The sequence below is a fragment of the Streptomyces sp. NPDC002181 genome, from assembly GCF_042890485.1.
In the GTDB taxonomy this organism is placed as follows: domain Bacteria; phylum Actinomycetota; class Actinomycetes; order Streptomycetales; family Streptomycetaceae; genus Streptomyces.
This window is the reverse complement of sequence record NZ_JBIASC010000004.1, coordinates 142,134-161,380: the sequence shown is the minus strand read 5'-3', so window position 1 is coordinate 161,380 and position 19,247 is coordinate 142,134. Positions and strand designations below refer to the sequence as shown.

Here is a 19,247-nt window from a genome sequence, read left to right as displayed (position 1 = left end):
AATACCGGCGTACGCCGGGATCACGGGTCAGCGCTCCAGGAGCTCCGCGCGCCCCTGCGCCGCGTACGCCGCCAGCAGGCCGGCGAGGTCCGCCGGGCCCAGGGGCCGGTAGCCGGAGCCGCCCGGCGGGGACCACCAGACCGGGTCCGGGCAGCGGAAGCCGGAACGGCGCAGGGCGGCCCGGTGGATCTTGTTGGTCCCCGTCACCGGCATGGACTCCACGATCCGGACGTAGCGCGGGGACATCTTCGTGCCCAGGTCCGGCTGGGCGGCCAGGAACGCGGAGAAGGCCTCCGGCGAGAACCGCTCCCCCTCCTCCAGGGCGACCGCCGCCATCACCTGGTCGCCGGCGACCTCGTCCGGCACCGCGTACACGGCGACCGCGGCCGCCGCAGGCCAGCGCGCCAGGATGTTCTCGATCACCGCGGCGGCGAGGTTCTCGCTGTCGACCCGCAGCCGGTCGTCCGTACGGCCCGCGAAGTAGAGGAAGCCGTCCGCGTCGCGGAAGAAGAGGTCGCCCGTCCAGTACCAGCCGTCGCGGGTGCGCGCGGCCTGCGCCTCGGGGTTGCGCCAGTAGCCCTCGAACAGGCTCCGGCCGCGGTTGACCAGCTCGCCGATCGCCGCGGAGCCGTTGAGGAGGCGGCCCCGCGCGTCCAGGACGGCCGGCGGGCATTCCGCGCCCGTCTCCGGATCGATCACCGCCAGGTCGTCCCCGGCCCCGGCCCGGCCCAGCGCGCCCGGCGGGGTGTCCGGGGTGCGCTGTACGGAGGCGCCGCCCTCGGTGGCCCCGTACCCCTCCACCAGCCGCACCCCGAACCGTTCGGCGAAGCGGGCCGCGTCCACGGCGCCCGCCTCGGTGCCGAAGCCGAGGCGCAGGGTGTGCTCGCGGTCGTCGGGGTGGGGCTCGGTGGCCAGCAGGTACTGGACGGCCCGGCCGACGTAGGTGAAGTAGGTCGCCCCGTACGCGCGGACGTCGGCCAGGAAGGCGGAGGCGGAGAAGCGGGGGCGCAGAGCCACGGACGCGCCCCCGGCGAGGGCGGGCAGCCAGTCGGCGATGACGGCGTTGCCGTGGAAGAGGGGCATGCAGACGTAGTGGACGTCGTCGGCGGTGATCGAGAACTGCCGGACCAGCGAGTCCGCGGCGGCGGCCAGCCGGCCCTGGCTGCACAGGGCCGCCTTGGGGGCGCCGGTGGAGCCGGAGGTGAAGTAGAGGAGGAAGCGGGAGCCGGGGGCGGGGGCGGCGAGCACGGCCTCGCCCGGCTCGGCGCCCGCGTAGGGGGCGAGCAGGGCGGCGTACTCCTCGGAGTCGGTCACGAGGATCCGTACGCCGGGCAGGTCGAGCCCGCGCAGCAGCGGCAGGTGGGCGCGCTCGGTGACCAGGATCCGGCAGTCGGTGTGCAGGATGTCGCGCGCCAGCTCGGGACCGCGCCGGGTGGGGTTGATCCCGGCGACGGCGGCCCCGGCGACGGCCGCCGCGCCGAGCCAGAAGGGGAACTCCGGGGTGTTGTCGAGCAGCACCCCGATGTGCGGTTCGGCGCCCCGGCCCGCCGGCAGGAGGTCGACGAGCAGCGCGGCGCGCGCGGCGGCCTCCTGGGCGCAGCGGTGGCGGCTGAGGACGGCGGTGTGCGTGCTGCCGCCGTACATCAGCCCCGGCCGGTGGTCGCCCCATTGGCGGGCTATGAGCTCCGCGACGGTTTCGGGTGTCGTCCGCATGCCGCCGGAGGGTAGCTGACGTCCCGTCAGAACTGAATCGGCCCGAGGGTCAGAACTGGACGTCGGAGCAGGAGTAGAAGGCCATGGGGGTGTCGTTGACCGTCCACACCGCCAGGATCATGTGCCGGCCGGTCTTGCCGCTCGGCATCGTGCCCTGGTGGACGGTGGTCATGGCCGGCCGGGCGCCGTTGTAGGCGACGGTGAGGAAGGGCTGGGATTCGAGGGAGGCGCGGGTGAGGGGCTTGGTGGGGTCCCAGCCGTTCTTGGTCACGTAGTACTTGAAGTCGGTGGTGGAGTGGTTGGCGGTGAACTGCCACCGGAAGCCGTAGCTCTGCCCGCTGGTCACCTTGGTGGTGGGCCAGGCACCGCCGCGCGGATCGTCGAGCTGCGCGAACTCGCCGTGCCCGCCGGAACATATCTGGCCGTCGGCCGGACCGGCGGCCGGGAAGCCCTTGTAGCCCTCGACGCTCTGCGGCTCCCACTGGATCGGGCCGCAGTCGGCGACGGTCTTGTTGGCGCAGAGCTTCTGGCGGCTGATGGGGGTGTCGGTGTAGCCGTGACTGCTCGCGGTGGGGGCGGTGAGCAGCGCCAGGCCGGCGATGACGCCGAGGCCGAGCGTGGCGGCGCCGGCTCGTCCGGGCAGGCGAACGGGCATGCGGATGGGACGCATGATGCTCCTTGAACGTGGGGGGTCCGATGAGAGCGTGCGCACGCGCGGGGATTCAGGTCTAGACCAAGTACCAGGCTATTGACGGGAGTTGGCCATGTCCAGACCAATGGGAGAACGGGTGGCCCGATGAATACCGGCCACCCGTTCTCCGTCAGCTGCGCCTGTTACGGCTGTTGGGCCTGTTGTGTCCGCTGCTCCCGCTACTCGGGACGCCCCGTGTAGAAGGCGACGGTGAGGTCCTTCACGAGGGCCTTGCGCTCGTAGTCGTCGAGCTCGACGAGCCCGCGCGAGGTCAGCCGGTGGACGGTGTCGTCGACCGCGTCCACGACCGAGGTCAGCACCGTGTCCCGGTGCTTGGCGTCGATCGCCGCGATCCGGCGCCGCCGCATGGCCTCGGCGACCTCGGGGGCGTACTCGATGCGGGTCGGCTGGGCCGAGTACACCTCGATCCCGACCGCCTCGGTCTCGGTCGCCAGCATCCGCGTCAGCGCGTCGCCCACGGCCTCGGAGTCGCGCAGGGTGGGGGCGTCCTCGTGGAAGGCGTCGGCGGGCAGCTGGGACAGGACGCGGGCCATGGCCGATTCCACCTGCTCGGCGAGGTACTCGGTGTGGTCCTCGACGGCGAGGGTGGCCCGGGCCGTGTCCTTGACCTGCCAGACGACCTGGACGACGACCCGAAGGGCCAGCCCGCCGGAGTCCACGGCGGGCATGGGCTCGCTGCGCCAGTGACGCAGCCGGACGTCGACGCGGCGGCGCAGCAGGAGGGGGCTGACCCAGGTGAGGCCGGTACGGCGGACCGTGCCGCGGTAGCGGCCGAAGAGGGTGAGCACCCAGGCGTGGCCGGCCTTCGCGCGGCCGAGTCCGCCGAGCGCGAGCAGCCCGACGATGCCGAGGAAGGCGAGCGGGGGCCAGTGGGTGGCCTGGAGCCCCTGGTAGGCGCGGGGGGCCGCGCCGAAGGCGGCCACGAAGGGGGCGGGGACGGCCCCGGCCCGCCAGAGCACCGCGAGGCAGCCGGTGAGCGCGAGGGCGCCGACGCCGACGCCTACCCAGCCGGGCAGCACGGGGCCGCGGTGCTCGCGCAGCCGCTCGTCCCCGCGCGGCACCCGCCGCCCGGGCTCGGCCCGGCCGGGGCCCGGGCTCGGGCTCGGCCGCTCGGAGCGGGCGGGAGCGGGGGCGTGGGCCGCGCGGTGGCCGGCCCGGGTGGCCGGTGCCCCGGCCGGGAGGGACTCCGCGGCGAACGGCAGGTGCGCGGGGACCTCGGTCGCCGCGGCTCCGCGCCCCGGCGCGACCTGCGGCGGACCCTCCGCATCCCCCTCGTCCGTCCGCGGCTCCACGTCCCGCGCCACGACGTCCCGCGCGGCGACGTCATGCGCCACGACGTCTGGCGCGGCAGGCCCGGGCACCACGCCGGGCCGGTGCTCGGACTCGGCTTCGGCCCCGTCGTGCGGCTGAGGTACGTACGGGGCGGGCGGGACGTGCGGAGCGCTGGTCACGGGGGCGCCCTCCGGGGCGGCGGGCGGCCAGGGCTCGCCGTACCGCTGCGCGGGGCCGTCCGCCTCAGGGCCGGCGAAGGGCCAGACCTGACCGGGCCGGGCCCGGAACCCGCCCTGCACCGGCTGGGGTCGGGGCTGCGGAGCGGAGGGTTCCGGGAGGCCGGCGTCGCCGTGCCGGTTCCCGGGCCCGTCCGCCGCCGACTGCGCGTGGAAACCGGCCGGGAGACCGGCTCTGGCGTACGGCCCCCGGGGCCCGGCGTCGGCGCCGGGCGCTGCATCCGACCCGGCTTCGGCGTGCGGCTGCGTCCCGGGGCCGGCCGGGGGCGCGGGTTCGGCCCGCAGGCGGAGGGTGGGCACCCCCGCGTGCGGGTGCGGGTGCGCCGCCGGGGCCGGTACCGAGCCCAGCGGTTCGGGCTCGTGGCCGTACGGGCTCCCGCACGGCTCGGCGCGCTCGCCCGCCCCGGCCAGCGCGTGCACCGGCTCGGGCTCGACCCGGATCCGGGCCGCCGGGACCTCGCTCCAGGCGCTCTCCACCGCCGGCCGCCCGTGCGGCAGGGCAACGGCCGCGGCAGGGACCGGGTCCCCGGCGTCCGCGCCCGTCGCCGCGGCCCCGGGACCGCCGACCACCGTGCCGAGCGCCCGGGCCGGAACCCCGGACTCGGGACCGACAGGGGCCGTGCACGGCGCCGGGAGCGGGCTGACGGGCCGGACCTCGGCCGGCGGGACCGGAACCGGGGCAGGGGCAGGGGCAGGGGCTGGGACCGGAGCCGGAGCCGGGGCCGGAGCCGGAGCCGGGGCCTGGGCCGGGGCCGGTTGGGGGCGGAGGGCCGGGGCGTACAGGTCGCCCGTGGCCCGGACCGCCGCGGCCTGCGGCGGCGCCGGCGGGATGCGGAAGGTGCCCGTGGTCGAGGTGGTGCGCGTGGGGTACATCGTTGCCTCCGTCATGCGAACAGCCGGCGCCAGGTTTCCGGGCCCGGGTAGCCGTCGGCCTCGGCTCCGCGCCAGCCCTGGGCGCGCTGGAAGGCCTCGACGCTGCGACGGTCGGCCTCGCTCCAGCGGGGCCCCGGGCCGGACGTGTAGTTCTTGCCGAAGCCCTTCTTCACCAGCTGGCGGCCGAGGGCGGTGATGAACGGGTTCGAGGACCCGGGGCGGAACACCGACAGCCCCGGGTAGCCCGGCATTCCGGGATGCCTGCCGGGCGCCCCGGCAGCGGCGGCCGGCACCCCGACACGGCCCGGCACCGCCGGAATCCCCGGCTTGCCCGGCGATCCCGGCTTGCCCGGCTTGCCCGGCGATCCCGGCTTGCCCGGCAGGCCCGGTCTCGGGGGAGATCCCGGGGCGCCCTCCACCGTGGGGCGGATGTCCTTGCCCTTGTGTTCGACCAGGAGCTGCCAGGTGTGCGTGCCCGGGATGCCGTCGGCGTCCGTGCCCGTCCAGCCCTGGGCGCTCTGGAAGGCCTGCGTGGCCAGCCGGTCCGCGTCGCTCCACGCCGTGTTCGCGCCCTTGGGGTAGAAGCGCCGCCCGCCCCGCTCGATCAGCATCCGGCCCAGCTGTGCGACGTGCTCGTTGTTCGCGCCCGGCCCGAACTGCGTGGCTCCGGGGAAGACCGTCGGGACCGCCGGCTTCGGGTCGGTCGCCGCCGGGTCCTCGGCGAGGCCGCTCGTCACCCCGTTGAAGCGGTACGGGACGTACTTCGTCGCGTTGTTCCAGTAGCCGTACGGCGTCGCCCCCTTCCGCGTGGTCGGACGGGTCTGCTCGTACGCGACGTAGTGCGTGCGCGTCTCGTCCACCCACCCCCCGAAGAGGACCACGTGCGAGCCGTTCGTCGGGTCCGAGGGGTTGTGGAAGAGCAGCATGTCCCCCGGCAGCAGCTCCTCCTTCGTGATCTTGGTGGCGAATTTGTCGAGACTGCCGGTCCACTCGTTCGTACCAAGGTTCCAGGCCATCGAGACGTAGCCGGAGCAGTCCTGCCGGTAACCGTCGGACCAGTACGTGGACATGCTGTACGGGACCTTCGCGTCCAGCCACACCTTCGCCCGCGTGATGATCGACGTCCGGTCGATCCGCTTCACGGCCGACGGCGCGCCCGGCGCACCCGCCGGCTTCGCCGGTGCCGGGCGTCCGTGCAGCGGGGACCGGCCGCCCTGCGGGGAGCCGCCGGGGGTGTCGAGGGAGACCGGCCCGGGGCCGGGGACCGGGGTGGCCGCCGCCAGCGCCGCCGAGCCGCCCGCGCCCAGCGCCACGCCCGCCGCGGTGGCCAGTACCAGCGCCCTGCGGACCCCACGGGCGGCCGGGTGGCCGCCGTCCCGGAGCGGTATGGCCCGCGCGCGGGCGAGGGCGCGCCGGCGCTGTGCGCAGCCCAGGCAGACGCAGTCGCCGGCGGGCTCGTACTCCTCGAAGACGGCCATCGGCATCGGCATCGATGCCGGCATCGTCGGTGCAGGCATCTGCACATGCATCGGAGGCTGGATCGTCATGCGGTTCCGTCCACTCCCCTGCTCGTCGCTGGTCAGGCGGGCCCTGCGTCTGTCGGGGCATCAGATTCGGCTCGGCCCAGACATATCGTGCACGATAAACCACCCAAACATGGGTTAATCGGACAAGGCGGGCGCGGCTGGTCACGAGCACCGCTGGAGGTGGGGTAGAGTTTTCCCTGTCACCAAGCGCCGCTAGCTCAGTTGGTTAGAGCAGCTGACTCTTAATCAGCGGGTCCGGGGTTCGAGTCCCTGGCGGCGCACAGACGGAAGAAGGCCCCCACGCGAGTGGGGGCCTTCTTCGTCGTGTGCCTCAGGCCGCCGCGCCGGGCCGGGCCTCCCCCGTCAGGTAGGCCGACACGACCACGTTCGCCGTGTACTCCTTGGCCGCCTTGTCGTACGTGCCCCCGCAGGTCACCAGCCGCAGCTCCGCCCGGCCCCTGATCCGCGGGCCGTACGCCCGGTCCGCGTCGAAGCGGGCCCGTTCGTAGACCCGTACGTCCTCGATCGTGAACTCGGCGACCGAGCCGTCCATCCGGGCCACCCGCACCGTGCCGCCCGGCTTGGCCGAGCTCAGCCCGTAGAACACCGCCGGCTTCGACGCCGTGTCCACGTGCCCGACCAGCAGCGCGGCCCCGGCCTCACCCGGCTTGACCCCGCCGCCCCACCAGCCCACCGTGCCGGGGCTCTCGTACGGCGGCGGCTCGATCGCGCCCTGCGCGTCGAGGCCGCGCGAGATCACCGGCGCCCGGATGCCCATCGACGGTACGTCGACCCGCGCCGGCACCGAGGCCGCCAGCGGCGCGTGCGCCGCGGGCAGCCCCGGGACCGGGAGCGCCGACCCGCCGGCCAGCCCCGACGACGGGCTCGGCGGGACGCCGGTGATCTCCCGCCCCCACAGCCACAGGCCGAGCACCAGCACGGACCACGCGGCGAAGGTCAGCAGCCGCCCGCCGCCGGAGGACCTCGGCTCCCCCGAGTCCGTCACCGCGGTGCCCTCACTCGCCGCTGCGGCGCCGGCGCAGGGTCAGCGCCCGGAAGGCGACGGCCAGGGTGGCCGCGGCGGCGAGCACGGCGCCGATCACGGTGTGCGGCAGGCCCGGGCCCTCGCCGCCGTGGTTCTTCTTCGCCGCCGCGGCCTGGTCCTGGGCCTGCGCCGCGGCCTCGTCACGGGCCGCCTGCGCCGCCCGTACCGCCCGGTCCGTCGCCGCGAGCTCGGCGGACATCCCGCCGCCGCCCGCGTGGACGGGCCAGACGGGCGTCCGGTGGGGGTCCGGCCGGTCGCGTTCCTTCTCGCGGTCGTCGCGGCGGCGGACCACCTCGACGGTGCCGCGGATCCGGTCCTCGCCCCCGTCGCACTTCACTTGGACGGGGTGCCAGCCGGGCTGGGCGTGCGAGCTGATCATCGCGTCGCCCGAGAGCGACTTGTCCCCGTCGCGGCCGGAGGACAGGTGGACCTCCGACACGAACACGGCGGACTTGGCGGTCGCCCACTTGTCCTCGCAGCCGTGGACGCGCAGCTTGACCTGCGCCCCCGGTTCGGCCTGGCGCGGATCGACCGAGACGCTGCCGCCTTTCTCCTCGCCCGCCGCGGCGAGGGGCGCGGACACGGCGGTGAGCGCCGTCAGGGCGACGGCCACCCCGGTGGCACGGAGAGCGATCAGAGCACTGCGCATGGTGAACCTCCTCATCAAGGAGGTTCACGCGCGGCGCGGCGCTCCGCATCCGGAGCGCCGCGCGTTTGACCCGTTCGGATCAGACGAGATCGACCAGGTCGGCGATCGAGTCGACGGTCTTGGTCGGCCGGTACGGGAACTTCTCGGTGTCCTCGGCGGAGGTCAGTCCGGTCAGCACGAGGAAGGTCTGCATCCCGGCCTCCAGCCCGGCCAGGACGTCGGTGTCCATCCGGTCGCCGATCATGGCGCTGCTCTCGGAGTGCGCGCCGATGGCGTTCAGGCCGGTCCGCATCATCAGCGGGTTGGGCTTGCCGGCGAAGTACGGCTGCTTGCCGGTCGCCTTGGTGATCAGCGCGGCGACGGCGCCGGTGGCGGGCAGCGGGCCCTCGGTGGAGGGGCCGGTCTCGTCGGGGTTGGTGCAGATGAAGCGGGCGCCCGCGTTGATCAGGCGGACCGCCTTCGTCATCGCCTCGAAGCTGTACGTGCGGGTCTCGCCGAGGACCACGTAGTCGGGCTCGTGGTCGGTCAGGATGTAGCCGATGTCGTGCAGGGCGGTGGTCAGACCCGCCTCGCCGATGACGTACGCGGTGCCACCCGGGCGCTGGTCGTCGAGGAACTTGGCGGTGGCGAGCGCAGAGGTCCAGATGTTCGCGACGGGGACGTGGAGGCCCATGCGGGAGAGGCGGGCCTGGAGGTCGCGCGGGGTGTAGATGGAGTTGTTGGTCAGGACCAGGAAGGGCTTGCCGGATTCGCGCAGCCGCTTGATGAAAGCATCGGCGCCGGGGATCGGGGTTCCCTCGTGGATGAGGACCCCGTCCATGTCGGTGAGCCAGGATTCGATCGGCTTGCGCTCTGCCACGGGACTGTTCTCCGCTCTCGGTGGCCGTACCTCTGACCTGTGACCGCTGACCTTTGGCCTGTGGTCTCTACCACCCTATCGGGGCCGGGCCGCGGACGACGAGGGCGTCCACGGCCCGGACCCCTGCCCTGCGCTGCGGGCGTGGATCAGCCGAGCTTGACGTTGTCCACGGTCCAGTACCAGTTGTTGGTGCCGGCGTAGCGGAAGCGGACCTGGACGTCGGTGGCGCCGGCCGGGACCTGGAGGGCCAGGGACTCCGCCTTGGCGACCGCGTCGGCGGTGTAGCTCTTGACGAGGGTCGGGGCGCCGCCGTTGTAGGAGACCAGGACCTGGGCGGTCTGGCCGGCCTCGTGGTGGTAGTGGGTCTGGAAGGTCAGGTTCTTCACCGTGCCGCCGGTCACCGCCCACTTGGGGGTGATCAGGGTGGAGTCGTAGGAGCCGGTGTGCGACTTGTCGTCCCACTCGTCGGAGTCGGCGACGGCGAACACGTCGCGGGAGCGGACGTTCAGCTCGCGCCACTGGTCGCGCTGGGACTGGCTCCAGAACTCGTCGGTCGCGAAGGCCCAGCCGGCCCACTCGGTGACACCGCCGGTGCCCATCTTGGAGTTGTCGATCGACCAGCCGGCCGGCGGGGTGTGCGTGAAGCCCTTCACGCCCGCCGGGATGCCCGTCTCGTCCACACGTGCCTGGAGGTTGGGACGCAGGGTGTCGAACGGGTCGTTGTCGTCGGGGGCGTTCAGCGGGATGCCGTCGATCGCCGCTCCGGCGTCGACGCCGACCTGTGCCATCGCGGTGGCCGCCACGTCGACGAGCTTGACGTCGCTGCGGACCGAACCGGCCGGGATGCCCGCGCCCTTGGCGATGACGAAGGTGCCGCGCTCCTGCATGGTGGAGCCGCCGTGGCCGCCCGCGTCGGTGTGCCCGTGGTCGGTGGTGACCAGGATCTTCCAGTTCTCCTGGGCGTACGTGGGCCGGTTCTGCACGGCGGTGAGGAGCTGGCCGACCATCACGTCGACGCGGCCGATCGCGTCGAGGTACTGCTGGCTGGCGGCGCCGTACGAGTGCCCGGCGCCGTCGACCTGGCCGAAGTACACGAAGGCGGCGTCCGGGTTCTGGCCCTGCAGCTCGGCGGCGGCCGCGGCGGCGATCTTCGGGTCCTCGGTGCCGTAGCCGTCGCGGTCGCCCTTGAGGGAGAGGCGCTTGTCGACCTTGGCGGAGAAGATCGGGCCGCCCGCGTCGGTGGAGGTGATGGGCTCCCAGTCGGCGGCCGCGTACGTGTTGAGCGAGGGCTTGGCGTTCTCGATGCGGGTCAGGAAGTCGGGGTAGGCCGTGTAGTTCTTGCCGGTGAAGGTGTTGTCCTTCACGCCGTGCTTGTCGGGCCAGACACCGGTGGCGATGGTGGACCAGCCGGGGCCCGAGGAGGTGGCGGCCATCGGGTTCGCGTAGAGGGTGCTCTTCGCGGTCAGGCCCTGGGCCATCAGGCCTTGCAGGTTGGGGGCGTTGGCAACCTTGACGCGGTCCAGGACCGTGCCGTCGATGCCGATGACGAGGACCTTGTCGGTGGGGGCCGCGGCCGTCTCGGCGGTGGCGGTGTGCGCGCCGAGGGCGGTGGCGAGCAGGGCCGTGGCGGTGGCGGTCACGGCGAGGGCGCGTCCTGACAGGACAGTGGGCACGTACTCCTCCGGGAGTAATCGTGGGGAAGGCGCAGGTGGACATGCGCGGGGTCCGGACCGAAGGTGCGGTCTTCGGTCCAGACCCGTTATGCAAGCGTCACTTTCCTGGTCGTGGGTGACCAGGAGGCGACCAATCAGCTTCCGGTTGCCGACTTCCACGCGTCGACGTGGCTCGCCAGGTTCTTGTCCATGTCCGCCCAGTCGGGCTCGAAGATCTCGACGCCGCTCATCAGCTTGGTGAGCTCGACGGCGTTGGCGTCGGTCGGCTTGACGTCGGTGCGCGCGGGGAAGCCGCCGCCGACCTCGCTGACCAGCTTCTGGGCCTCCTCGCTGAGCATGAAGTCGAGGAGCTTCCTGCCGTTCTCGGTGTGCGGGGCCTTGTCCACCAGGCCGGCCGCGTACGGCAGGGCGAAGGTGGTGGGCTTGCCGCCGTCCTTCGCCGGGAACCAGATGCCCAGGTTCGGCATGGACTTGGACTGCGCGAAGTTCATCTGGACGTCGCCGTTGGCGACGAGCAGCTCGCCCTTGTCGGTCTTCGGCGCCAGCTTGCTGGTGGAGGAGGACGGGCCGACGTTGTTGGCCTGGAGCTTCTTCAGGTACTCCAGCGCCGGCTCCTTGCCGCCGAAGTCGTGCATGGCCTTGACGAGGACGGCGGTGCCGTCGCCCGCGACGCCCGGGGTGGAGTACTGGAGCTTGCCCTTGTACTTGCCGTCCAGCAGCTCTTCCCAGGTCTTGGGCGCCTCGGCGAGCTCCTTCTTGTTGTAGACGAAGCCGAAGTAGTTGTTGACGACCGAGGTCCACTTGCCGTCGGCGGCCTTGTCGGCGCCGTTGACCTTGTCGGAGCCCTGCGGCTTGTAGGCCTGGAGCAGGCCCTTGCCGTCCGCCTGCTGGATGAACGGCGGGAGGGTGACGATCACGTCGGCCTGGGTGTTGGTCTTCTCGCGGACGGCGCGCTGCACCATCTCGCCCGAACCGCCCTCGACGTACTTGACCTCGATGCCGGTCTTCTTCGTGAACTCGGCGAAGACCTTGTCGTACCAGCCGTCGCCCTTCTCGCTCTTGAGGCCGTCGGCGCTGTACACGGTGACGATCTTCTCGCCGCCCTTGGACCCGGCGGAGGTGCTCGAACCGCCGCAGGCGGTGAGGCCGCCGGCGAGGGCGAGGCTGCCGGTGACGGCGGCGGTGACACGGAGGAGGCTGCGACGGCCGTTGGGGTTTCTGGACATGGAGGAGAACTTCCTTACGGGGGAAAGGGAGTCAGCGGAACGCGGCTCTGGTGCGGATGCGTGAGACGGCCAGGAGGACCAGCAGGGTGGTGGCCATCAGGACCACGGCGACGGCGGACCCTCCGAAGAGAGAACCGCGGTCGGTGGCCGTGAAGATCCGGACCGGGAGGGGCATCCAGTCCGGCGGGTAGAGCATCATCGTGGCGCTCAGCTCGCCCATGGACAGGGCGAAGCAGAGTCCGGCGGCCGCCGTCAGCGACGGCAGCAGGAGGGGGAGCTTGACCCGCCACAGCACGTACGCGGGACGGGCGCCCAGGGAGGCCGCCGCCTGTTCGTACGCGGGGTCGAGACGAACGATGGCGGCCGAAACCGACTGGTGGGCAAACGCCGTGACAAGAATCGTGTGCGCCAGGATCACGATTGAGCTGGTGCCGTTGAGCAGCACCGGCGGCTTGCTGAACGCGACCAGGACGGCGAGGCCCACGACCACGGACGGCACGGCGACCGGCAGCATGAACAGGGCGTCCAGGGACCGCTTCCCGCGCCGTTTCAGCCGGGCGCCGGCCAGCGCGGCCCAGGTACCGACGGTGAGCGCGAGCAGGCTCGCGACGAGCGCGGTCACCAGCGAGGTGGTCAGCGCTTGGAGGGATTCGCCCTGCACGGCGGAAGCGTAGTTCTCCGTCGTCGGACCGGAGGGGAAGGCCCCCGACCAGTGGGTGGAGAACGACGCGGTCACCACGACGAGCAGCGGCATGGCGAAGAGCGGCAGGAAGAGGAACCCGAACAGGCCCCAGGCGGCCCAGCGGCCGCTCTTGCTATGCACCAGCACGCTTGCTCACCACCCGGTAGAGGCCGAACAGGCCGACGGAAATCGCGATGTTGACGACGGCGACCACACAGGCGGCCGCGTAGTCGGACTCCAGGATCGCCTTTCCGTAGACGAGCATCGGGAGCGTGGTGACGTCCTTGGCTCCGGTGAACAGCACGATCCCGAACTCGTTGAGGCACATGACCAGGACGAGGCTGCCGCCGGCGGCGAGCGCCGGGAGGGCCTCGGGAAGGATCACCCGCCGGATGATCCGGGCGGGCTTCGCCCCGAGCGAGGAGGCCACCTCCAGCTGGGCGGTGTCCAGCTGGGAGAAGGCGGCGAGCAGCGGGCGCATCACGAACGGCGTGAAGTACGTGATCTCCGCGAGCAGCACGCCCCAGGGGGTGGTGAGGAAGTGGAAGGGCCCCTCGGCGCTGCCGCTCACATCGGTCCAGAGCCCGTTGGCCATGCCGACCGTGCCGTAGATGAACAGGAGGGCGAGGGTGATGAGGAAGGAGGGGAAGGAGAGGAAGACGTCGATGAACTTCGCCACGGCCTTGGCCCCGGGGAAGGGGACGAAGGCGATGATCAGCGCGAGCACGAAGCCGAGGACGAGGCAGCCGGCGGTCGCTCCGGCGGCCAGCCAGACCGTGGTCCCGAGCGCCTCGCGGAAGGAGTGCGAGCGGAAGACGGAGGCATACGCGTCGAAGGCGCCGCCGCCGTTCTCGGGGCTGAAGGACTGCTGGACGACCAGGGCGAGCGGATAGAGGAAGACCAGTGCGAGCGCGGCCACGGGCGGCAGGGACCACAGCCAGCCGGGCACCCCGCGCGGTGCCCGCGCGCCGCGGCCCGCGGGGGCGCCCGCCGGGCCCGCGGGCCCGCTCGGCGCGGAGCTCCGTACGGTCCGTACGGTCTGCCGCCCGGTCCGGGTCCGGTGCGGGAGGGTCGTGGCGGCGGGTGCGGGGACCTCAGCCATCGGTGACCCCCGCCGACAGCAGGACCGCGTCCCGCGGCTCGAAGTGCAGGGTCACCTGGTCGCCCAGCGCCGGGGTCTCGCGCAGCTCCGGCAGGTCCGCCTTGATCCGGTGGCCCTCGACGTCCACGTACAGCCGGTGCGTGGAGCCGCGCCACTGGACCTCGGTGATCGTGCCGCTCAGCGCGTTGGGGCCGGCGCCGAGGCCGAGCAGGTGCGGCCGTACGCACAGGGTCGCGTGCGCCCCGGGGACGGCGCGCCCGCGGTCGAGCTCAAGGGCCCGCCCCGCGAACGTCGCCCCGGACTCGGCGACGGTCACCGGGATCAGGTTCGCGTTGCCGACGAAGGAGGCGGTGAACTCGGTGCGCGGCGCCCGGTACAGCTCCTGCGGAGTGCCGCAGTCCTGGAGCCGGGCCTTGTCCATGACCGCGATCCGGTCGGCGAGCGTCAGCGCCTCCACCTGGTCGTGGGTGACGTAGAGGATCGACACGTCGGGCAGCTCCCGGTGCAGCCGCGCCAGTTCGGCGAGCATCCCGGAGCGCAGCTGGGCGTCGAGCGCGGACAGCGGCTCGTCGAGGAGGAGCACCCCGGGGCGGATCGCCAGCGCGCGGGCGATCGCGACGCGCTGCTGCTGCCCGCCGGAGAGCTCGCGCGGGTAGCGCTTGGCGTACGCCGCCATGCCGGTCATCTCCAGCGCCTCGGCGACGCGCCCGGGTATCCCGGCCTTGGGGGCCTTCTGCGCCTTGAGGCCGAAGGCCACGTTGTCCTCGACCCGCATGTGCGGGAAGAGCGCGTACTGCTGGACGACCATGCCGATGCCGCGCTTGTGCGGCGGGAGCGCGGTGACGTCCCGGCCGCCGATCAGCACCCGTCCCGCGGCCGGCCGTACGAAGCCGGCGACCGCGCGCAGGGCCGTGGTCTTGCCGGAGCCGGAGGGGCCGAGCAGCGCCATGACCTCGCCGGGCTCGACGGTCAGGTCGAGGCGGTCCAGGACGGTGTTGCCGCCGTACGCGACGCTGACCCCCTCGAAACGGATGCCGCTCACGCCGGCCTCGGCAGGAGCGCGGGCAGGTCGGCGACCGACTCGATGACGTGGGTCGCGCCGTGAGCGGTGAGCGCCGCGCGGTCGTGGGCGCCGGTCAGGACACCGGCCACGATCCCGGCGCCGGAGCGGCGGCCGCTGAGCATGTCGTACGCGGTGTCGCCCGCGACCACGACGTCGCGTACGTCGTCGGCGGCGCCGGTGCGCAGGAAGGCGGCGAGCACCATGTCCGGGTGGGGGCGGCCGCGGCCGCCCGCGTCGGCGGGGCACAGGGTGAGGTCGGCCAGGCCCTGCCAGCCGAGGGCGTCGAGGATGGCGTCCTGGGTGACGCGGGCGAAGCCGGTGGTCAGGACCACGGTGCGGCCGTCGGCGCGGAGCTTTTCGATGGTCTGGCGGGCGCCGGGGACAGGGGCGATGAGCCCGCCGTCGACGAGCTCGCCGTACGCCTCCTCGAAGGCGGAGTTGGCGCGCTGGGCCATCTCCTCCGTGCCGAAGAGGTGGCGGAAGACGGAGATCTTGGACTCGCCCATGGTGTCGCGGACGTACTGGAGCCTGGCCTCGTGGTCGGCGGTGCCCGGCTCGACGCCGATGCGCTCGGCGGCGAGCTCGAAGGCGCGCTCGACGAGGCCGCCGTCGGCGACGGTGGTGCCGGCCATGTCGAGGACGATCAGTCCGCGGGACCCCTTGTCGGCGGTGCTCGGGCTGCTCAGGGTGCCCGGATTGCTCAGGGTGCCCGGATTGCTCACGTTGCTCGGATTGCTCACGTTGCTCGGATTGCTCATGTTCCCTACCAGCCCAGTTCGTTCGCGGTGGTCTCGGCTATGGCGGGCGAGCAGGTCATCCCGCGGCCGCCGGGTCCGGTCACCAGCCAGACGCCGTCGGCCACCTGCTGGCGGTGGACGACGCGGGTGGTGTCGGTGCATTGCGCGTACACGCCCGCCCAGCGGTGCCGGATCTTCGGCAGCGGGCGGCCCAGGAAGGATTCGACGACCTCGGTGAGGTGCTCGTACGGGTCTTCGAGGGTGTCGAACGCGAAGGGGTGCTCGTACTCGTGGGTGTCGCCGATGGTCAGTCCGCCGTCCTGGCGCTGCACCATCAGCAGCTGCATCTTGTGCGCGGCGGCGACCGGAGCCTGCGCCTGCTCGGCGTTGAGGAGGTCGAGGGCCTCGCTCTTGTAGGCGGGGTAGTAGCGGAAGCTGTCGGCGTCCGCGATGGAGGTGGTGAGCCTCTCGCCGAGCGGGGCGGTCTGCATCATCTGGAGCCGGACGCGGCGCACGGGCAGGTCGGGGACCAGCTCGCGGACCATGCCGGACAGCCAGGCGCCGGTGGCGAGGACGACGGCGTCGCCCCGGTGGACGTCACCGTGGTCGTCGCGGACGGCGCCGTCGCCGACGACCTCGCGCACCTCCCGCCCGGGCAGGAAGGTGTAGCGGCCGCTCGCCCCGAGGGCCTCGCGCAGGTGGAGCTGGGCGGTGCGCGGCTCGACGGCCGCGTCCCGCTCACACCACAGTGCGGCTTCGAAGGCCCCGCGCAGGGCGGGGTTGATCTCCCGCGCCCGCTCGGCGGTGACCAGTTCGTAGCCCCGGGCGGCGGCGTCGGGGCGGGCGGCGGCCGCCTCGGCGACCGCGTACTCGCGGGCGTTGCGGACCGGGGTGAGGGAGCCGATCGCGCGGAAGCCCAGGCCGGGCACCTCCGCGCCGATGCGCTCCCAGAGCTCGCGGGCCCGCAGGGCGGTTTCGAGCTCCTCGCCCCCGGCCCGTCCGCTGACCCAGATCTGGCCGAAATTGCGCAGCGACGCGCCGCGGGCCTCCGCCTCTCGCTCGATCTGGACGACCTCGTGGCCGCGTTCGACTGCTTGCCAGGCGTGCATGGTGCCGACCACGCCGCCTCCGACGACTATGACTCTCACGTGCCCCACGGTGGCCGCGCCCCGTGGACCGGGAAGGTCGCGGCGGCAACGGGACGGTGAACAGCCCTCGACTCTTGGACTAGACCCGTTACCCATCCGTGATCTCAGTACATCCCTTTTCGCCGTCTTGCGGCGATCCGCGTGGCGCTATTCGCGCCGCAGGTGGGTCGTGAAGCTGAACCGGTCACCACGGTAGAGCGAACGCACGCGTTCCAGCGGACGCCCGTCCTGGTCCCGCGAGAAGCGGTGGATGAGCAGCATCGGGAGGGCCGGCGGGGTGCCGATCAGGAGGGCCTCGCGGGGGGTGGCGAGGACGGTCTCCAGCTTCTCGTCGGCGTCCCCGAAGGAGATCCCGAGCCGGTCGAGGAGGTATCCGTAGAAGGAGGAGTCGGGCGGGAACTCGCTGTCGAGGCGGGGCGCCCGCGCCACCCGGATGTACGTGCTCTCCAGGCCGACGCGCTCGTCGTCGGCGAGCAGGACGCGCTCCAGGTGCCAGACGGGCTCGCCGGGCTCGGCGCCGATGCCGGAAGCCAGCTCGGGCGGGCAGGGGAACCGCTCCAGGCCGATGAGGTTGCGGCCCGGGCGCCGGCCCTGGCGGCGTACGCCCTCGGTGTAGCTCGCGAGGGAGAGGGGCTGTTCCAGCTTCGGGCCGGCGACGACGGTGCCGCGGCCCGAGCGGCGGAGCCGGCCTTCCAGGAGCAGCTCGCGCAGGGCCTGCCGCACGGTCTCGCGCGACACTTCGTACCGCTCGGCGAGATCCCGCTCGGTGGGCAGCAGGCCGCCCTCGCCGAGGTCGTCGAGAAGGTCCGCGATGAGGGCCTTGACGGCGTAGTACTTGGGGATGCGCCCGTGCTCCGGGATGCCGGAACGGACGGGCGAGCCGGGGCGGTGGTGCAGGTTCTGTTCTTCCACCCTGGGACTGTACGCGCGCCGGGTGTACGGAGATCAGCGCGCCGGAGTACCGGGGGTGCGGGGGGTGTCGGCGGCGGGCGGACCGGTACGGGCGCGCAGGCGGCGGGCGGCCAGCAGGAGCCCTGCGCCGGCGGCGAGCGAGGCGGCCCCGCCGATGCCGTAGAGCCGGTTGCGGGCGCCGGTGTCGGCGAGGGACCCGGCGTCGCCCTGCTCGCCCTCGGGTCCCTCGATGGAGAACCGGTAGCCGCCGGCCTCGCCGACCCAGTCGCCGTCGTCGGCCTTGCGCTGCACGAGCGCGGCGTCGGCGAGGACCTCGCCGGCGGGGGTTCCGGGGGCGAAGGCCAGGCTGACCTTGACGGTCAGGGAGCCGCCGGCCCGCACCGCGAAGCCGGAGAAGGCCTCGCCCCCGTCGAAGACGGCGATGACCTCGTCGCGGTCGCTGCGCTCCAGGGTGACGGGGAGGGTGCCGCCGGGCGCCGCGAACTCCATCCGGAAGTGGGCGGGGAGCAGGGCGTGGGCCGTGTCCGTGAACACCACGACGGGGTGGATGGCGGTGCATTCGGAGTCCGTGGTGTTGGTGAGGTCCAGGTACCAGGTCTGCGGCCCGCCGCCGGTGCGGTACACGGCCGGTCCGCCGCGGATCCGCGCACCGATGGGGAAGGCGCTGCTCTTCCCGTCGCCGCAGGTGGCCTCGATCCGGGAGGGCAGAGCGGGCGCGGGGCGGGCGCCGCCGCCGTTTCCGACGTCGGCTGTCGCGAGCGGTGCGCAGAGCGCGACGGAGGCGAGGACGGGGACGGCGGAGAGGGCAAGGGCTTTGCGCAGTCGCATGGAAGACCTTCGCTTCGCTGCTCGCCGGACGGGGGACGGGGGTGGGGCGGACGGGCGGACGGGCGGACGGGCGGACATTCGGACGGGTGGACGGACGGGTGGGCGGACCGACGGACGGACCGCCGAACCGCCGGACCGCCGAACCGCCGGACCGCCGGACCGCCGGACCGCCGGACCGCCGGACCGCCGGACCGTTCCGATGGTCGGACGAGGCGACAATCACCCCGGCCTCCCGGCACCCTGCCACGCCCCGGGGCCGCCCTCCGCCCGCCACGCCTGCCGGCTCCCCGCCTTACGCCTGATCGGATCAGCCGAGGACGAGGGGCAGCCGCGCGCCGCGGACCCCGAGTTCCGCCTGTTCGCCGGGGGTCGGCGCCCGTCGGCCGGTGCCCACGAGGAGGGCGTCCCGGTCGGTGAACGACGCGGGGAAGGCGAAGCCCGCGATCTGTTCGAGCAGCGCGCGGGAGCGGGCCAGGCCCTCCGGGGGCGGCGGGGGCGCTTCGGGGAGATGGGCGATCAGGTCGAGGTGGTGGAGGGTCCATTCGAGGACGTACGCGGTGAGGTAGTCGGCGACGGTGAGGACCTTGTCCTGGGTGCGCACGCGCAGGGCGGGGTCGGCGAGCTCCGCGGCGCGGCCGGCGGCGGAGCCGACGTCGTCGAGGTGGAACCTGAGCAGCCCCGGATCCCCGTACGCGGCTGCCAGCCGCACGATGAGCGCGTCGAGCGGATCCTCACCGTCCGGCGGGTGACCGGCGACGTCCCAATAGCTCACGGCGTCGGCGGTCGCGCGCCCTCGGGCGGGGGTGACCAGCGTGATCAGAACGTCCTGCGCGTCGATGACGAGGTGGCACACGAGATCCCGGACGAGCCACCCGCGACACCCGCAGTCCCGCGCGAAGTCGGCATCGGAAAGCCCCTCGACGCCCGCGAGCAAGGCCCCCCATGACCGTGAAAAGAGCTCCATGCGCGGCAACGTACCCGCCGCCGGCAC

At 73.3% G+C, this 19,247-nt stretch carries 17 protein-coding genes and 1 tRNA gene; 1 reads left to right on the top strand and 17 read right to left on the bottom strand.

Annotated features, from left to right (window positions below):
- Nucleotides 1-27 precede the first annotated feature (27 nt).
- The 4 genes from ACFYXV_RS13175 to ACFYXV_RS13160 all read right to left on the bottom strand — a co-directional run bounded on the left by ACFYXV_RS13175 (nt 28) and on the right by ACFYXV_RS13160 (nt 6,290).
- The gene (locus ACFYXV_RS13175) at nt 28-1,713 is read right to left on the bottom strand and encodes an AMP-binding protein (RefSeq protein ID WP_389382903.1); all 1,686 of its coding nucleotides are present in this window, start codon (nt 1,711-1,713) and stop codon (nt 28-30) included.
- A gap of 49 nt (nt 1,714-1,762) precedes the next feature.
- Nucleotides 1,763-2,368: a lytic polysaccharide monooxygenase gene (locus tag ACFYXV_RS13170; protein WP_385462325.1), complete on the bottom strand. Its 606-nt coding sequence runs from the start codon at nt 2,366-2,368 to the stop codon at nt 1,763-1,765.
- 215 nt (nt 2,369-2,583) lie between these two features.
- The gene (locus ACFYXV_RS13165) at nt 2,584-4,806 is read right to left on the bottom strand and encodes an SPFH domain-containing protein (protein ID WP_389382902.1); all 2,223 of its coding nucleotides are present in this window, start codon (nt 4,804-4,806) and stop codon (nt 2,584-2,586) included.
- Nucleotides 4,807-4,817: 11 nt separating this feature from the next.
- Nucleotides 4,818-6,290 (bottom strand): peptidoglycan-binding protein, encoded by a 1,473-nt coding sequence (locus ACFYXV_RS13160; RefSeq protein ID WP_389383067.1) that lies wholly within the window; start codon nt 6,288-6,290, stop codon nt 4,818-4,820.
- Nucleotides 6,291-6,539: 249 nt separating this feature from the next.
- Between ACFYXV_RS13160 and ACFYXV_RS13155 the strand changes: the two genes are divergently transcribed.
- Nucleotides 6,540-6,613 (top strand) — tRNA-Lys (locus ACFYXV_RS13155).
- Nucleotides 6,614-6,663: 50 nt separating this feature from the next.
- Here ACFYXV_RS13155 and ACFYXV_RS13150 read toward each other — a convergent pair.
- The 13 genes from ACFYXV_RS13150 to ACFYXV_RS13090 form a co-directional block, all read right to left on the bottom strand.
- Complete coding sequence (locus tag ACFYXV_RS13150) at nt 6,664-7,338, bottom strand: class F sortase (protein WP_385462105.1); 675 nt, start codon at nt 7,336-7,338, stop codon at nt 6,664-6,666.
- A gap of 10 nt (nt 7,339-7,348) precedes the next feature.
- Entirely contained in the window at nt 7,349-8,026 is a 678-nt protein-coding gene (locus ACFYXV_RS13145) for a hypothetical protein (RefSeq protein WP_389382901.1), read from the bottom strand.
- Nucleotides 8,027-8,105: 79 nt separating this feature from the next.
- Entirely contained in the window at nt 8,106-8,885 is a 780-nt protein-coding gene (locus ACFYXV_RS13140; RefSeq protein WP_385462099.1) for an HAD-IIA family hydrolase, read from the bottom strand.
- 146 nt (nt 8,886-9,031) lie between these two features.
- Nucleotides 9,032-10,558 (bottom strand): alkaline phosphatase family protein, encoded by a 1,527-nt coding sequence (locus ACFYXV_RS13135; protein WP_385462096.1) that lies wholly within the window; start codon nt 10,556-10,558, stop codon nt 9,032-9,034.
- Nucleotides 10,559-10,692: 134 nt separating this feature from the next.
- The gene (locus ACFYXV_RS13130) at nt 10,693-11,784 is read right to left on the bottom strand and encodes a 2-aminoethylphosphonate ABC transporter substrate-binding protein (RefSeq protein ID WP_385462093.1); all 1,092 of its coding nucleotides are present in this window, start codon (nt 11,782-11,784) and stop codon (nt 10,693-10,695) included.
- A 31-nt stretch (nt 11,785-11,815) separates the two neighbouring features.
- A complete protein-coding gene (locus ACFYXV_RS13125; RefSeq protein ID WP_389382900.1) occupies nt 11,816-12,613 on the bottom strand; it encodes an ABC transporter permease in 798 nt (265 codons plus the stop codon).
- Entirely contained in the window at nt 12,600-13,568 is a 969-nt protein-coding gene (locus ACFYXV_RS13120; protein WP_385462087.1) for a 2-aminoethylphosphonate ABC transporter permease subunit, read from the bottom strand. The genes ACFYXV_RS13125 and ACFYXV_RS13120 overlap by 14 nt, the downstream gene beginning before the upstream one ends.
- A complete protein-coding gene (locus tag ACFYXV_RS13115; protein WP_389382899.1) occupies nt 13,561-14,610 on the bottom strand; it encodes an ABC transporter ATP-binding protein in 1,050 nt (349 codons plus the stop codon). The genes ACFYXV_RS13120 and ACFYXV_RS13115 overlap by 8 nt, the downstream gene beginning before the upstream one ends.
- Nucleotides 14,607-15,389 (bottom strand): phosphonatase-like hydrolase, encoded by a 783-nt coding sequence (locus ACFYXV_RS13110; protein WP_389382898.1) that lies wholly within the window; start codon nt 15,387-15,389, stop codon nt 14,607-14,609. The genes ACFYXV_RS13115 and ACFYXV_RS13110 overlap by 4 nt, the downstream gene beginning before the upstream one ends.
- A gap of 5 nt (nt 15,390-15,394) precedes the next feature.
- Nucleotides 15,395-16,516, bottom strand: a complete 1,122-nt coding sequence (locus ACFYXV_RS13105; protein ID WP_385462077.1) for a TIGR03364 family FAD-dependent oxidoreductase — start codon at nt 16,514-16,516, stop codon at nt 15,395-15,397.
- A 147-nt stretch (nt 16,517-16,663) separates the two neighbouring features.
- Entirely contained in the window at nt 16,664-17,428 is a 765-nt protein-coding gene (locus ACFYXV_RS13100) for a GntR family transcriptional regulator (RefSeq protein ID WP_383342047.1), read from the bottom strand.
- Nucleotides 17,429-17,461: 33 nt separating this feature from the next.
- A complete protein-coding gene (locus ACFYXV_RS13095; protein ID WP_385462074.1) occupies nt 17,462-18,256 on the bottom strand; it encodes a hypothetical protein in 795 nt (264 codons plus the stop codon).
- Nucleotides 18,257-18,563: 307 nt separating this feature from the next.
- Entirely contained in the window at nt 18,564-19,220 is a 657-nt protein-coding gene (locus ACFYXV_RS13090) for a maleylpyruvate isomerase N-terminal domain-containing protein (RefSeq protein ID WP_389382897.1), read from the bottom strand.
- Nucleotides 19,221-19,247 lie beyond the last annotated feature (27 nt).

What these genes read in the sequence shown, in the direction of transcription:
- ACFYXV_RS13175 (WP_389382903.1), bottom strand. Translation starts at nt 1,713, where the DNA reads ATGCGGACGACACCCGAAACCGTCGCGGAGCTCATAGCCCGCCAATGG.
- ACFYXV_RS13170 (WP_385462325.1), bottom strand. Translation starts at nt 2,368, where the DNA reads ATGCCCGTTCGCCTGCCCGGACGAGCCGGCGCCGCCACGCTCGGCCTC.
- ACFYXV_RS13165 (WP_389382902.1), bottom strand. Translation starts at nt 4,806, where the DNA reads ATGTACCCCACGCGCACCACCTCGACCACGGGCACCTTCCGCATCCCG.
- ACFYXV_RS13160 (WP_389383067.1), bottom strand. Translation starts at nt 6,290, where the DNA reads ATGCCGATGGCCGTCTTCGAGGAGTACGAGCCCGCCGGCGACTGCGTC.
- ACFYXV_RS13145 (WP_389382901.1), bottom strand. Translation starts at nt 8,026, where the DNA reads ATGCGCAGTGCTCTGATCGCTCTCCGTGCCACCGGGGTGGCCGTCGCC.
- ACFYXV_RS13130 (WP_385462093.1), bottom strand. Translation starts at nt 11,784, where the DNA reads ATGTCCAGAAACCCCAACGGCCGTCGCAGCCTCCTCCGTGTCACCGCC.
- ACFYXV_RS13120 (WP_385462087.1), bottom strand. Translation starts at nt 13,568, where the DNA reads ATGGCTGAGGTCCCCGCACCCGCCGCCACGACCCTCCCGCACCGGACC.
- ACFYXV_RS13110 (WP_389382898.1), bottom strand. Translation starts at nt 15,389, where the DNA reads ATGAGCAATCCGAGCAACGTGAGCAATCCGAGCAACGTGAGCAATCCG.
- ACFYXV_RS13095 (WP_385462074.1), bottom strand. Translation starts at nt 18,256, where the DNA reads ATGCGACTGCGCAAAGCCCTTGCCCTCTCCGCCGTCCCCGTCCTCGCC.
- ACFYXV_RS13090 (WP_389382897.1), bottom strand. Translation starts at nt 19,220, where the DNA reads ATGGAGCTCTTTTCACGGTCATGGGGGGCCTTGCTCGCGGGCGTCGAG.